General features: G+C 54.7%; 12 protein-coding genes. All 12 read left to right on the top strand.

Going from position 1 to position 13,904, the window contains the following annotated elements; translation table 11 throughout:
- Positions 1 to 115 precede the first annotated feature (115 nt).
- The 12 genes from NST23_RS17365 to pyrF all read left to right on the top strand — a co-directional run bounded on the left by NST23_RS17365 (position 116) and on the right by pyrF (position 13,891).
- The gene (locus tag NST23_RS17365; protein ID WP_122965041.1) at positions 116 to 757 is read left to right on the top strand and encodes a serine/threonine-protein kinase; all 642 of its coding nucleotides are present in this window, start codon (positions 116 to 118) and stop codon (positions 755 to 757) included.
- Between the two features lie 74 nt (positions 758 to 831).
- Positions 832 to 1,284 carry a signal peptidase II gene (lspA, locus tag NST23_RS17360; RefSeq protein WP_063229926.1) on the top strand — a complete coding sequence of 151 codons (453 nt, stop codon included), beginning with the start codon at positions 832 to 834 and terminating at the stop codon, positions 1,282 to 1,284.
- Positions 1,285 to 1,320: 36 nt separating this feature from the next.
- A complete protein-coding gene (locus NST23_RS17355) occupies positions 1,321 to 2,250 on the top strand; it encodes an RluA family pseudouridine synthase (RefSeq protein WP_340964156.1) in 930 nt (309 codons plus the stop codon).
- Between the two features lie 17 nt (positions 2,251 to 2,267).
- Positions 2,268 to 2,669 (top strand): VOC family protein, encoded by a 402-nt coding sequence (locus NST23_RS17350; protein WP_122965043.1) that lies wholly within the window; start codon positions 2,268 to 2,270, stop codon positions 2,667 to 2,669.
- Between the two features lie 103 nt (positions 2,670 to 2,772).
- The gene (locus NST23_RS17345) at positions 2,773 to 4,116 is read left to right on the top strand and encodes a PD40 domain-containing protein (RefSeq protein WP_173597054.1); all 1,344 of its coding nucleotides are present in this window, start codon (positions 2,773 to 2,775) and stop codon (positions 4,114 to 4,116) included.
- A 214-nt stretch (positions 4,117 to 4,330) separates the two neighbouring features.
- Positions 4,331 to 4,870, top strand: coding sequence for a bifunctional pyr operon transcriptional regulator/uracil phosphoribosyltransferase PyrR (pyrR, locus tag NST23_RS17340; RefSeq protein ID WP_063229922.1), 540 nt, complete (start codon positions 4,331 to 4,333; stop codon positions 4,868 to 4,870).
- A 153-nt stretch (positions 4,871 to 5,023) separates the two neighbouring features.
- Positions 5,024 to 6,358, top strand: a complete 1,335-nt coding sequence (locus NST23_RS17335) for a solute carrier family 23 protein (protein WP_173597055.1) — start codon at positions 5,024 to 5,026, stop codon at positions 6,356 to 6,358.
- A 173-nt stretch (positions 6,359 to 6,531) separates the two neighbouring features.
- Positions 6,532 to 7,473, top strand: a complete 942-nt coding sequence (locus tag NST23_RS17330) for an aspartate carbamoyltransferase catalytic subunit (protein ID WP_173597056.1) — start codon at positions 6,532 to 6,534, stop codon at positions 7,471 to 7,473.
- Positions 7,440 to 8,720 carry a dihydroorotase gene (locus NST23_RS17325; protein WP_122965047.1) on the top strand — a complete coding sequence of 427 codons (1,281 nt, stop codon included), beginning with the start codon at positions 7,440 to 7,442 and terminating at the stop codon, positions 8,718 to 8,720. The genes NST23_RS17330 and NST23_RS17325 overlap by 34 nt, the downstream gene beginning before the upstream one ends.
- 85 nt (positions 8,721 to 8,805) lie before the next feature.
- The gene (locus tag NST23_RS17320) at positions 8,806 to 9,903 is read left to right on the top strand and encodes a carbamoyl phosphate synthase small subunit (RefSeq protein ID WP_122965048.1); all 1,098 of its coding nucleotides are present in this window, start codon (positions 8,806 to 8,808) and stop codon (positions 9,901 to 9,903) included.
- Entirely contained in the window at positions 9,887 to 13,102 is a 3,216-nt protein-coding gene (gene carB, locus NST23_RS17315; RefSeq protein ID WP_122965049.1) for a carbamoyl-phosphate synthase large subunit, read from the top strand. The genes NST23_RS17320 and carB overlap by 17 nt, the downstream gene beginning before the upstream one ends.
- 51 nt (positions 13,103 to 13,153) lie before the next feature.
- Positions 13,154 to 13,891: an orotidine-5'-phosphate decarboxylase gene (gene pyrF, locus NST23_RS17310; protein ID WP_340964153.1), complete on the top strand. Its 738-nt coding sequence runs from the start codon at positions 13,154 to 13,156 to the stop codon at positions 13,889 to 13,891.
- Positions 13,892 to 13,904 lie beyond the last annotated feature (13 nt).

Genomic DNA, 13,904 nt, shown 5'->3' with positions numbered 1-13,904 from the left:
TTTCTTTTGTATTTTCACTCTGTTTCGAGTTTTTTTTCGTACGGGGTTTTTTAAAAAAATTCATTTTGCTAGAATCATCTTATAGAAGTCGGTATTAGATGAAAGATGGGGACCTATGCGCATTGACCAAGAAGTGTTGGAAGCTTTTTTGCATGAAGTAAAAGTAGAAAGCCAGTCGCCGGATGATCCTGTCGTCGTTGTCCACACGCCCTATCCGTGGGAGCTGGTTGGGACAGGAAATTATGCCGCGGTTTTTGCCCATCCCGATTACCCGCGTGTGGTGATCAAGCTGTATGCCCCTGGCAGGCCAGGCTGGGAGAATGAAATCGCAGTGTACAAGAAGCTGGGCGAGACTCGTTCGTTCCCGGTCTTGTACGATTATGGCAAAGGCTATCTGGTGATCAAACGAATCAACGGCATTTCCTTGTTCGACTGCGTCCGTTTTGGGATTCCCATTCTGCCACAGGTGATCGAGGATGTGGAGGATGCGCTGGACGAAGCGCGCGAAAAAGGGCTGTTCCCACACGATGTCCACGGCAAAAATGTGCTGATGGATCAAGGGCGGGGGTACCTCATTGACGTCTCGGACTACTACAAGAACGTTCCGGACAGCAAGTGGCGGGACTTGCGCAAGGCGTACTACAAGATTTACCTTCCTTTTATGAAAGACCGCGGCTGGAAAGTCCCCCTGTGGGTGCTGAACGGAATCCGCAAAGGGTATCGGCTGTACAAAAAGGCAAGGCGCTTGTTCAGGTGAGCGCACTCTGGTAAAATGATCATTTGACATTGTGTTTGCATGGCTGCTCGAAGCAGGTGAAGGAGGACATTCCATTGTTGTATTTTCTGATTGCAGCAGGTATTATCGCGCTTGATCAATGGACCAAGCACCTTGTAGTAAATAATATGGAGAGGGGAGATTCCATCCCGTTGATCGCGGATGTGTTTCATCTCACCTCGCATCGCAACATGGGGGCGGCTTTTGGCATCCTGCAAAATCAGCGCTGGCTCTTTATTGTCATTACGATTGCTGTAGTAGTTGGCATTGTGTATTCCCTGATTCGCCTCGGGAAAAAACAGCCGCGAGCTTCTTTGGCGCTGTCGATGGTATTGGGCGGAGCGATCGGGAATTTCATCGATCGGGCCACAACCGGACAAGTCGTCGATTTTCTCGATTTCACCCTGATCAACTTCCCGATTTTCAATGTCGCTGATATGGCGATTACGATCGGTGTCGGTATTTTGCTGCTGGATGTCTTTCTCGAAGGCAGAAAAAGCGGACGGTAACCACCTGGATCGAAGTAACTTTGTGAGGAGACAAACATGAACGACACGCAATTGTTTGAACGGTATGATTGGAACGTTGAACCCGAGGATGCGACCGAGCGGATTGATAAATACATCACGCTGCAAAATGAAGATTGGTCCCGCTCGCAGGTGCAGGCATGGATCAAGGAAGGCCGCGTCACCGTGAACGGCGAGCCGATCAAGAGCAACTACAAGCTTCAGGTGGAGGACGAGGTCACACTGCGCGTGCCGCCGCCAAAAGAAATGGCGATCCAGCCGGAGCCGATGCCGCTGGAAATCGTGTATGAAGACAGCGATGTCGTGGTAGTCAACAAGCCGCGCGGACTGGTGGTTCACCCTGCTCCCGGCCATTACAGCGGGACGCTCGTGAATGGACTTTTGGCCCACTGCAAGGACTTGTCAGGCATTAACGGCGTGCTTCGCCCCGGTATTGTGCACCGGATCGACAAGGACACGTCAGGACTGTTGATGGTCGCCAAAAACGACAAGGCGCATATGGGATTGGCGGAGCAATTGAAGGAGCACACGGTGAATCGCACGTACGTCGCGATTGTCCACGGTGTCATTCCGCACGAGATGGGCACGATTGACGCACCGATCGGGCGCGATCCGAAAAACCGCCAACAGATGGCGGTCGTCTTTGAGAACAGCAAGCCGGCCATTACGCATTTTATCGTGCTGGAGCGCTTCAAGGAGTACACATTGGTGGAGTTGAAGCTGGAAACAGGCCGAACGCATCAAATTCGCGTTCATATGAAATACATCGGATACCCGCTGGCGGGCGATCCGAAATACGGTCCGAAAAACACGCTGGAGATCGATGGACAGGCACTGCATGCCAAGACGCTCGGCTTCACACACCCGCGTACGCAGGAACGGCTGGAGTTTGAGGCGGACATGCCTGCGGACTTGACCGATATCGTGAATTTTCTCAGACAAGCGTAAAAGGCAGGGGAAGGCAAGTGCTGAAAAGATTGGCGCATGTGACACTGTACGTTCGCGATTGCGAGGAAGCTCTCGTCTTTTATACGGAAAAGCTCGGTTTTGAAAAACGGATGGATTCGCGCATGGACGATGGCTCGCGCTGGCTTACGGTCGGATTGCCGGGCCAGGAAGTGGAAATCGTCCTGCATGATCCGACGCACTGGCACCGCGAGGAAATTGCCCGCGAGATGCTCGCTGCGGTCGGCAAAAATCCGATGTGGGTCTGGGAGACAGACGATTTTTCCACTACCTACGAAACATTGCGCGGGCGCGGCGTGAAGTTCGTCAGCGAGCCTGTCGAAGTGATTTATGGCATGGAGGCGATTTTCGAGGATTTGTACGGCAATCGCTTCTTGCTGCTTTCACCCGCCAGCTTGTGATTGTACATAAACGCTGTATGATTCGAAAACGCTAGTAGAGAGCAACGCAACGGCTTTCTTCTGGCGTTTTTTTTGACGCAAACGATGTCGAGGAGGGGATAAGATGAGAGGGAAGTGGCGTAAGGCGGCTGCTGTTTTGACGATGCTTGGCATGCTGTCGGCAGCAGGCGGGCAGGCGATGGCGCAAGAACAGGTGAAGCTTCCGGAACGAGTGAACAAGGAAGTGAGCGTTCCGGCGCACGTAGCTTTTACGAGCAACCAGCATCTGTTTTTGCTGGACGGGCAGGACAAAAGCAAAGCGCCGAAGCAAATCACCAAAGACGGGCTTGCCGAAATCGCAGGCTGGTCCGCTGACGGCAAATGGCTGTTGTTTGTGAAATACAAAGGAAACGACAACTATACGGAACCGGGCTATTTGTGGGCGGTTCGCGCGGATGGCAGCAAAGTGGTGCAAATCGATGACAGAGCGATTACCGGAAAGCCGAAATGGTCGCCGCTGAAAAATCAGGTGGCCTACACAGTCAATGTCGGTACAGCCGAACAGCCGCGCACTTTGTTCAGCATCAAGGAAGTGCGGGAAACCGGAGAGGTGCTCGCAACGAGCGAGACATCTGCTGCGTTTTTCGACTTCACCTGGATGCCGGACGGCGAAACGATCCTGACCTCGTGGGAAGCAGGAAAAAATCGCCCGATGAAGCTGGTGCTGCAAAATCTGGCGGGCAAACCTGTCGCTGCGTATCCGATCGCAGAGGCGCCGAATGTCGAAGATGGGATTTACGCCCTGGCGGCGACGAACATGAAAGTATCGCCTGACGGTCAGCTCGTCGCCTATTACGTGCGCTACAACGCCGCTTCCTTGTCTGCGGACGGCGTGCCGATCCAATTGTTCAATCTGAAGCAGCCTGCGAAAAAGCCGCTCGAACTAGGCTCAGGCTTGGCCTACTCCCAGTGGCTGGCGTGGACGGCGAACAGCCAGCAACTCGCTTTTATTGACGGAAACGACCGGATGGCGACGGAAAACAAACACTTGAAGCTGTCCAGCCGCGATGGAAAAGTCGTTTCGGCGAGCCCGGCAGACAGTGTCGACACGTATCCCGTCTGGATGCAAAAGCCGCCGTACACGTTGTTTTTCTCCAGAGGAAAAGCGACGCCGTACGCTTTTGACCCGAAAAAGGTGATGGTGCCCGGCCAGCGTATCTGGACGCGAGAAGCAAACGGGGCAGAGCAGCCGTTGACGAAAGGCTCGCTGCAGACGGCTGATTACTATCCATCCCCATCTCCTGACGGCAAGCAGCTCCTGTTCTTGCGCCTCGCTTCCGCCGAGGACGGCTCCTTGTTCCTGCAAGCAGACGGAAAAGAAACCGAGCTAGTCAGAGGGATCACGGGCGACATCGGCTATTACGCCAATTACTTGCCGGAGTGGATCGCCGTCTATTGGAATAGTTAGATTTCTTGCCATTCCATTGACACCCGGCTTGTTTCGTGACATAATCCTATTTGACGAATGGAACCTTTAAATCCAGTCCCGTGAGGCTGGCAAGGGCACGGAATGACAAGCGAGGTCTAGCGCAAGCTGGCTTCCTTGTCCGAGGGTTTCTTGTCTCCTGACAAGGAGCCTTTTTTCGTAAAGCCACTGTTCCCGTCGAGGAGGGGATATCGAGATGATCAACAAAAGTGTCATCATGGATGAAGCGGCAATCCGCCGCGCGCTTACTCGCATTGCCCACGAAATTATCGAGCGAAACAAGGGTGTCGAGGACTGCATCATCGTAGGCATCAAGACCAGAGGAATTTACCTCGCAAAGCGTCTGGTCGAAAGAATCGAGATGATCGAGAACGTAAAAGTGCCAGTCGGCGAGCTGGACATTACCTTTTATCGCGACGATCTGCAACACAAATCGGAGGATGCGGTTTTGCAAGGCTCGCAGCTCCCCGATCAAATTACAGGAAAAACAGTCATTCTGGTGGATGACGTGCTTTATACCGGAAGAACGGTACGCGCCGCGCTGGATGCTCTGATTGACAGCGGCCGCCCGCGGATGATCCAACTGGCTGTGCTCGTTGACCGCGGTCATCGCGAACTGCCGATTCGCCCTGACTTTGTCGGGAAAAACTTGCCGACTGCGCGGACGGAAATCGTCGACGTGCAACTGGCTGAAGTAGACGTGATGGACATCGTGTCCATCCGACAGCTGATCTAACTGAATGAATCCTCTTTAACAGCGATCCCGTGAGGTCGACAAGAGGCAAGAAACTTCCCATGTGTATGGTGAAGTTAGCCTCTTTGTGTCCGCACAAAGAGGCTTTTTGTATGAACGAGGGAAGAAAATGAAACACAGGGGGAAAATAAGGCCATGAGCCAAAAACACTATGTTGATGTAGACGAAACACCACAGATTTCCAAGCTGCTGCCGCTATCCATTCAACACTTGTTCGCGATGTTCGGCTCTACGGTACTGGTGCCGATCCTGACCGGGCTCGATGTAGCGACGGCGCTGTTCACCAGCGGAATCGGCACGCTTTTGTTCCTCTGGATTACAAAAGGAAAAATTCCGAACTATCTCGGATCATCATTCGCCTTCATCGGCCCGATCATCGCCGTAACGGCCTCGCACGGAGTAGGCACTGCACTGCTCGGCTGCTTCTTGTCCGGGATCGTGTACATCATCGTCGCGGGCATTGTGAAAAAGGCAGGCGTCAAGTGGCTTGACAAAGTGCTGCCTCCGGTTGTGATCGCCTCGGTCATCGTCGTCATCGGACTGAGCCTGGCTGGTGTAGCGGTAGACATGGCAACGAAAGTAACGGTAGATGGACAGTCGCAAATGTCTCTGACCTCCATCGAAATTTCTCTGGTGACGATGCTGATCACCATTTTGGCAGCGGTTATGCTGCGCGGCTTCCTCGGACTCATCCCGATCCTGATCGGAATTATCACAGGGTATGTATACACGCTGATTCGTCACCCGGAACTGATCGACTTTCAAAAGGTTGTTACAGCCGACTGGTTCGTTGCGCCACCGTTCAAGTTCGGTGAAGTGATGGGTGTGATCGGCAACGGATCTGCCTGGATCGCCGCACTGGTTATCGCGCCAGTCGCATTCGTCACACTGGCAGAGCATCTGGGCCACTTGTTGGTAACAAGCAAAGTCATGGATCGTGACCTGATGAAAAAACCAGGTCTGCACCGCAGCTTGCTCGGTGACGGGATTGCCACTTCGCTGGCCGCGTTCATCGGTGGGCCGCCAGCGACAACGTACGGCGAAAACATCGGGGTATTGGCCATCACTCGGGTGTACAGCAAAGTAGTCATCGGTCTGGCAGCCGTCTTCGCCATCCTGTTCGCCTTCATCGGCAAAATCAGCGCGCTGTTGATGACGATTCCGACTCCGGTGCTTGGCGGTGTGTCGATTATCCTGTTCGGGATTATCGCGGCACAAGGTTTGCGGATGTACGTCGAACACAAAGTAGACTTTGCCAATAAACGCAACATGATTGTCGCCGCTGCGATTCTCGTCACCGGGATCGGCGGATACAAGATCAGCTTTGCAGGTGGAGGTCTTTTCAGCGACCTGACCATTGACAATATCGCATTCTCTACCTTCCTGGGAATCTTCCTGCACCTCATCCTGCCTGGCAAAGAGTCGGCGATGGGGGAAGCATCCCGCGAAGACGAAAAACAAATCGCGTAAACGTTCCCCATTCCTTTAAATCCAGTCCCGAGAGGCTGGCAAGGCATAGAACGCTGTTTTGGCTGCCCAAAATCGGCATCCGTCCGGCTTCTTGTCTCTGCTACCTCTCCATAGGTAACGTGAGTCAAGAAGCTTTTTCTTTCGATAAATCAGATTAACCGGAGGGATTTTCGATGAACAACCTAGCGCACCTGATTGGCTTGAAAGACTTGTCCAAACAACAGTTGGTCCAGCTTTTGGACCGCGCGCAATACTGGGCAGCTAGACCCAGTGAGCAAGCAGACATCTTGCGCGGTCGCTTCGTGGCGAATCTGTTCTTTGAAGCCAGCACCAGAACCCGCTTCTCTTTCGAAGTAGCTCAAAAGAGACTCGGCGCACATGTGTTGAACTTCATCCCGGAAACCTCCTCTACAGTAAAAGGCGAGACGGTGTATGACACGATCCGCACGCTGGAAGCGATGGGCGTGGAGGCTGCGGTGATCCGCACGAAAAAGGAAGGGCTGTTGCAGGAGCTGGCGCAGACGGTAGACATGAAGCTGGTCAACGCCGGAGACGGGACAAACGAGCATCCGACCCAATGCCTGCTCGACCTGCTGACGATGAAACAGCAGTTCGGCATGCTGGAGGGCTTGACGGTGGCGATCATCGGCGACTTGCGCCATAGCCGCGTGCTCGGTTCGCACCTGCACGCCATGCCTAAGCTGGGAATCAATCTGCTGCTGGCTGGTCCGCCTGCGATGATGCCAGCGGACATCCCGCAAGGCGTCAAAGTAGTGAGCATGGAAGAAGCGATCCAAACTTCAGATGTAGTCATGATGCTCCGCGTCCAGCTGGAGCGCCACACTGAATCGCTCTACACTTCCAAGGAAGAGTACCACAAAGCATTCGGGCTGACGCTGGAGCGGGCGACCATGATGAAGCAAGGCGCGGTCATCATGCATCCGGCTCCTGTCAATCGCGGAGTCGAGATTCACACCGACCTGGTAGAATGCGAAACATCCTTGATCCAAAAACAAGTAACTAATGGAGTCGCAGCGAGAATGGCTGTACTGGAAACTCTGCTGAAAGGGAGCGATGCAAAATGGGAACCATCCTTGGCAACGGCAACGTACTAAATCAGGCGGGAGAACTGATCCCGGTAGAAATATTGGTGGAAGAGGGACGAATCGCCGCGATGGGAGAAAGCCTGCCGCGCGAAGGTCATGACTGGGTAGATTGCAAAGGCGGAATGATCAGTGCGGGATTGATTGATGTCCACGTCCACCTGCGCGAGCCGGGTTTTGAACATAAAGAAACAATCGAGACAGGAGCGACAGCAGCCGTGCGTGGCGGCTTCACGACGATCTGCTGCATGCCGAATACCCGTCCTTCCATTGACAGTGTGGAAACCGTGACCTCGATCCTGGACAAAGCGCGTGCAGCCGGAAAGGCCCGCGTGATTCCTTACGGCGCGATCACCGTACGCCAGCTGGGAAAAGAACTGACAGACTTCGCAGGCTTGAAGGAAGCGGGAATTTTTGCCCTGACAGATGACGGTGTCGGCGTGCAGTCCACGGCGATGATGAAAAAAGCGATGACAGCAGCAGCCGAGCTGGGAATTTCGATTGTCGCCCACTGCGAGGACGAAGACCTGCTGATTCCGGGAGCAGCCTTGCACGACGGCGTGGTCGCAGCGCGCCACGGACTGCCTGGCATTCCGTCCGAATCCGAGTCCATCCACGTCGGACGCGACATTTTGCTCGCGGAACAGACAGGTGTGCACTACCACGTATGCCACATCAGCGCAAAAGAATCTGTAAGACTCGTGCGCGACGGCAAGCGTGCAGGTGTGAACGTCACTTGCGAAGTAACGCCACACCACTTGCTGCTGTGTGACGAGGACATCCCGGACAATCTGGATACGAACTGGAAAATGAATCCGCCGCTGCGCTCCCGCGAGGATCGCGCAGCGCTGATCGCCGGGCTGAAAGACGGCACGATCGACATGATCGCGACAGACCACGCTCCACATACGCAGGAAGAAAAAGCAAACGGCATGGCTCGCGCGCCATTCGGCATCGTCGGTCTGGAAACAGCTTTCCCGCTGCTTTACACCAACCTGGTGCAAACAGGCGAGCTGACGCTGCAAAGACTGGTTGAGCTGTTGACTGTACAGCCAGCGAAAGCTTTCGGACTGTCGGCCGGACGTTTGGAAGTAGGCGCGGTGGCAGACTTGACTGTCATCGACCTGGAGACAGAAAAGAAAATTGATCCGACAACCTTTGCCAGCAAAGGAATCAATACACCGTTTACGGGATGGGCGTGCAAAGGCTGGCCGATCCTAACACTGGTAGACGGCAAGATCGTACATCAAGGCGTGTAAAACGACTCAGCCTGTCAACTAGCAAGCGAGCGGGCACCTACGGGAGAGACGGCAGCTTTTACACGAAAATGAAGGAGGAGCATAGATGCGTGCAAGATTGATTTTGGAAGACGGAACAGAATTTATCGGAACAGCGTTCGGAGCGACGAAGGAATCCTACGGGGAAGTGGTTTTCAATACAGGACTGACAGGATACCAGGAAGTTCTGTCTGACCCGTCCTACTGCGGGCAGATCGTAACCATGACATACCCGCTGATCGGGAACTACGGGATCAACCGCGACGACTTTGAAGCTGTTCGTCCGTACATTCACGGCTTCGTCGTCCGCGAGCATTGCGATATGCCGAGCAACTGGCGCAACACCAACACGCTGGATGAGCTGCTGAAAACATACGACATCCCGGGGATCGCCGGAGTAGACACGCGGATGCTGACGAGAAAAATCCGCTACCACGGCACGATGAAAGGCATGATTACGACCAGTGAAGCCCCGCTTGACGAGCTCGTGGCAGCGCTCAACAGCACGACCTTGATGACGGATCAAGTTTCCCGCGTCTCTACAAAAAGCGTGTTCAGCTGCCCGGGGACGGGACATCGCGTCGCACTCGTTGACTTTGGCTCCAAGCACGGCATCTTGCGCGAACTGACCAAGCGCAACTGCGATGTGGTCGTCGTGCCGTACGACGTGACGGCAGAAGAAATTCGCCGCATCCAGCCAGACGGCATCCTTTTGTCCAATGGCCCTGGCGACCCGAAAGATGTACCGCAAGCGAGCGAGATGATCCGCAGCATTTTGGGAGAATACCCGCTGTTCGGCATCTGTCTCGGACATCAGCTGTTCGCCCTCGCTTCTGGCGCAGACACGATGAAAATGAAATTCGGCCACCGCGGCGGCAACCATCCGGTGAAAGAGCTGCCGACGGGACGCACATACATCACTTCCCAAAACCACAGCTACGCTGTAAAAGAAGATTCGCTCGCGGGAACCGAGCTGGAAGTTACCCATATCGCTCTGAATGACGGGACGATTGAAGGACTGCGCAACCAAGCGAAGAACGCCTTCTCCGTTCAGTATCACCCGGAAGCGGCTCCAGGGCCGTACGACTCCGGCTACTTGTTCGACCAGTTTCTTGCGATGATGGAAACCGCTAAGGAGGAAAAAACTCATGCCAAAACACGCTAATTTGAAAAAAATCCTCGTGATCGGATCGGGTCCCATCGTCATCGGGCAAGCTGCGGAATTTGACTACGCTGGTACGCAAGCTTGCGAAGCATTGAAAGAAGAGGGCATGGAAGTTGTCCTGATCAACTCCAACCCGGCGACTATCATGACCGATACCAACATGGCTGACAAAGTGTACATTGAGCCAATCACGCCTGAATTTGTAGCGCGCGTGATCCGCCAGGAGAAGCCGGACGGACTTTTGCCTACCCTTGGCGGTCAAACCGGCCTGAACATGGCGGTTGCCCTCGCAGAAGCAGGCATTTTGGAGCAAGAAAACGTGAAGCTGCTCGGCACCAAGCTGGAATCGATCAAGCAGGCGGAAGACCGCGAGCTGTTCCGCGCACTCATGAACGAGCTGGGCGAGCCGGTTCCTGAATCGGTGATCGTCAGCACAGTCGAAGAAGCGGTCAATTTCGCCAACGAAATCGGTTATCCGATCATCGTGCGCCCAGCCTACACCCTGGGTGGAACAGGCGGCGGAATTTGCGACGACGAAGAAAGCCTCCGCGAGATCGTCGCAAGCGGTCTGAAATACTCGCCGATTACCCAGTGCCTGATCGAGAAAAGCATTGCCGGAATGAAGGAAATCGAGTACGAAGTCATGCGCGATGCCAACGACAACTGCATCGTGGTCTGCAACATGGAAAACATCGACCCGGTAGGAGTTCACACAGGTGACTCGATCGTCGTAGCGCCCAGCCAGACGCTCGCTGACCGCGAGTACCAAATGCTGCGCTCTTCCGCGCTGAACATCATTCGCGCACTCGGCATCGAAGGCGGCTGCAACGTGCAGTACGCGCTTGATCCGCACAGCTTCCAATATTACGTCATCGAGGTAAACCCGCGCGTAAGCCGTTCCTCTGCGCTGGCTTCCAAAGCGACTGGCTACCCGATTGCGAAAATGGCAGCGAAAATCGCCATCGGCTATACGTTGGATGAACTGAAAAACCCGGTGACAGGACAGACGTACGCTTGCTTTGAGCCGACACTGGACTACATCGTGAGCAAAATCCCGCGCTGGCCGTTTGACAAGTTCCAGTCTGCCAACCGCAAGCTCGGCACGCAAATGAAAGCGACAGGCGAAGTCATGGCGATCGGACGCACTTTCGAAGAATCGATCATGAAGGCGATCCGCTCCCTGGAAATCGGTTCCTACCACATCGAGATCAAAGGGGCGGGAGAGATTTCCGAAGAGGAACTGACAGCCCGTCTGATTCAGGCCGACGATGAGCGACTGTTCCTGCTGGCGGAAGCACTGCGCCGCGGCTGGACCATCGACCAACTGCACAGCTTGACGAAGATCGACCTGTTCTTCCTGCACAAGTTCCACAAAATGATCGCTTTTGAACAAGAGCTGGCAAACGGACTGACAGCTGACAAACTGTTCGAAGCAAAACGGATGGGCTTCACCGACCGGAAAATCGCCGAGCTGTGCGGCGAAACCGAAGAAGCAGTACGTGCGCTTCGCATGGAAAAAGGCTTCGTTCCGGTATACAAAATGGTAGATACGTGCGCAGCCGAATTTGAAGCGCAAACGCCTTACTACTACTCCAGCTACGAGGTAGAAGATGAGCGCATCGAAACAGGCAAAAAGCGCGTGGTCGTACTTGGCTCCGGCCCGATCCGGATCGGTCAAGGGATCGAGTTTGACTACGCAACCGTGCATGCTGTCTGGGCTTTGCGCGAAGCGGGCTATGAAGCGGTCATCATCAACAACAACCCGGAGACGGTTTCGACAGACTTCAATACATCCGACCGCCTGTACTTCGAGCCGCTGTACATCGAAGACGTCATGAACATTCTCGATGTTGAGAAACCGGAAGGCGTGATCGTGCAGTTCGGCGGACAAACAGCGATCAACCTGGCTGACAAGCTGGCCGAGCGCGGCATCAAAATTTTGGGCACGAGCCTGGAAAACATCGATGCGGCAGAAAACCGCGAGAAGTTCGAAGCGCTCCTGCGCAGCCTGGATATCGCGCAGCCGCCTGGCAAGACGGTAACATCTGTCGAGCAAGCGGTAGTCGCAGCGGAATCTCTCGGCTTCCCGGTACTGGTTCGTCCATCCTACGTCTTGGGCGGACGGGCAATGGAGATCGTCTACAACGAAGCCGAGCTTCGTGAGTATATGGAAAAAGCAGTGAAGGTCAACCCGGATCACCCGGTATTGGTCGACCGTTACATGGTCGGGGTAGAGGCAGAAGTCGATGCGATCTGCGATGGCGAAAATGTGCTGATCCCAGGCATCATGGAGCACATCGAGCGCGCAGGGGTTCACTCCGGCGACTCTATCGCGGTTTACCCGCCGCAATCGCTGTCCCAGGCGATCAAGGATGAACTGATCGACATGACGACGAAGCTGGCGCGTGCGCTGCAAGTCAAAGGTTTGCTCAACATCCAGTTCGTCATCTACAAAGATCGCCCATACGTCATCGAGGTGAATCCGCGCTCTTCCCGTACGGTGCCATTCCTTTCCAAAGTGACAGGCATTCCGATGGCGAACATCGCAACGAAAGCGATTCTCGGCCACTCGATCGTCGAGCAAGGCTTCACACCGGGCTACCATCCGGAAGAATCGGTTGTATCGGTCAAAGTTCCGGTCTTCTCCTTCGCCAAGCTGCGTCGCGTAGACATTACGCTCGGCCCGGAAATGAAGTCGACCGGGGAAGTCATGGGCCGGGAGAGCACGCTGGCAAAAGCGCTGTACAAAGGCTTGGTCGCTGCTGGCATGAACATCCCGACACAAGGAACCTTGCTCGTAACAGTAGCAGATAAAGACAAGGAAGAAGCGCTCGACATCGTAAAACGTTTCCGCCACCTCGGCTTCAAGCTGATGGCGACGGCAGGAACGGCTGATTATCTGGAGCAAGCAGGCTTGTCGGTTACACGCGTGAACAAACTGTCCGAAGGCACGCCAAATCTGCTCGACGTGATCCATACAGGCGAAGCGAACATCGTGCTCAACACGCTGACAAAAGGCAAAACGCCACAGCGCGACGGCTTCCGCATCCGCCGCGAAGCAGTAGAGAACGGCGCGGTATGCTTGACTTCGCTGGACACAGCTTCTGCCCTTCTGCATGTGCTGGAAACGATCACGTTCTCGACAGAAGCAATGCCTGCCCAACGCGCAGGTGCGAAAGTGGCAGCAACCGTATCCTAGACGAGGGTCAAGGGTAGCAGACCAGACTGGACGAGAAAAGGGGAGAGCAGTGTGCAACAGCAATTGACAGATGTTCGGGAGCGCATGATTGTTGCGCTCGACTTTTCCACCATGGATGAAGTGAAGAAGTGCCTGGAGCCGCTCTCCGGGCACATCCGCTACGTAAAAGTGGGGATGGAGCTGGCGTACGCTGAAGGCCCAGCCATCGTTACGTACTTGAAAGAACAAGGATTGAAAGTGTTCGTCGACCTGAAAGTGCACGACATCCCGAACACAGCCAAAGGGGCGATGAAAAGCCTCGCGCGTCTTGGCGCTGACATGGTGAACGTGCATGCGGCCGGGGGCGTGGCAATGATGGCAGCGGCGAGGGAAGGATTGGAGCTGGGGACAGCGGCAGGTGCTGCTCGTCCTCTCCTGATCGGCGTAACGATGCTTACTTCGACAGGAATGCAGACGATGAACCAGGAGCTTGCGATCCCAGGCTCCGTCGAAGATGTCGTCGTGCATTACGCCATGATGACGAAGCAAGCCGGATTGGACGGGGTTGTCGCTTCTCCACTGGAAGTGCCGATGATCAAACAGGCAGCGGGCGAGTCTTTCGTAACCGTGACGCCAGGCATCCGTCCTTTGGGAACAGATCAAGGAGATCAGACGCGGATTACGACACCGGAACAGGCTTTCCGCCTGGGCAGCGACTATCTCGTGATCGGACGTGCCATCACAGGGGCAAAAGATCCCGCAGGCGTCTGGCAAAGCATCGTGGCAGCGGTAGAAGCAGATCGCGCGTAAGCATTCACGCCGG

The sequence above is a fragment of the Brevibacillus sp. FSL K6-0770 genome, from assembly GCF_038000275.1.
Classification (GTDB): Bacteria; Bacillota; Bacilli; order Brevibacillales; family Brevibacillaceae; genus Brevibacillus; species Brevibacillus parabrevis.
Note: the sequence above shows the minus strand (reverse complement) of the source record. Positions and strands in the feature narration are given on the sequence as shown.

What these genes read in the sequence shown, in the direction of transcription:
- NST23_RS17335 (WP_173597055.1), top strand. Translation starts at nt 5,024, where the DNA reads ATGAGCCAAAAACACTATGTTGATGTAGACGAAACACCACAGATTTCC.
- NST23_RS17325 (WP_122965047.1), top strand. Translation starts at nt 7,440, where the DNA reads ATGGGAACCATCCTTGGCAACGGCAACGTACTAAATCAGGCGGGAGAA.
- NST23_RS17355 (WP_340964156.1), top strand. Translation starts at nt 1,321, where the DNA reads ATGAACGACACGCAATTGTTTGAACGGTATGATTGGAACGTTGAACCC.
- NST23_RS17330 (WP_173597056.1), top strand. Translation starts at nt 6,532, where the DNA reads ATGAACAACCTAGCGCACCTGATTGGCTTGAAAGACTTGTCCAAACAA.
- NST23_RS17320 (WP_122965048.1), top strand. Translation starts at nt 8,806, where the DNA reads ATGCGTGCAAGATTGATTTTGGAAGACGGAACAGAATTTATCGGAACA.
- NST23_RS17345 (WP_173597054.1), top strand. Translation starts at nt 2,773, where the DNA reads ATGAGAGGGAAGTGGCGTAAGGCGGCTGCTGTTTTGACGATGCTTGGC.
- pyrR (WP_063229922.1), top strand. Translation starts at nt 4,331, where the DNA reads ATGATCAACAAAAGTGTCATCATGGATGAAGCGGCAATCCGCCGCGCG.
- carB (WP_122965049.1), top strand. Translation starts at nt 9,887, where the DNA reads ATGCCAAAACACGCTAATTTGAAAAAAATCCTCGTGATCGGATCGGGT.
- NST23_RS17365 (WP_122965041.1), top strand. Translation starts at nt 116, where the DNA reads ATGCGCATTGACCAAGAAGTGTTGGAAGCTTTTTTGCATGAAGTAAAA.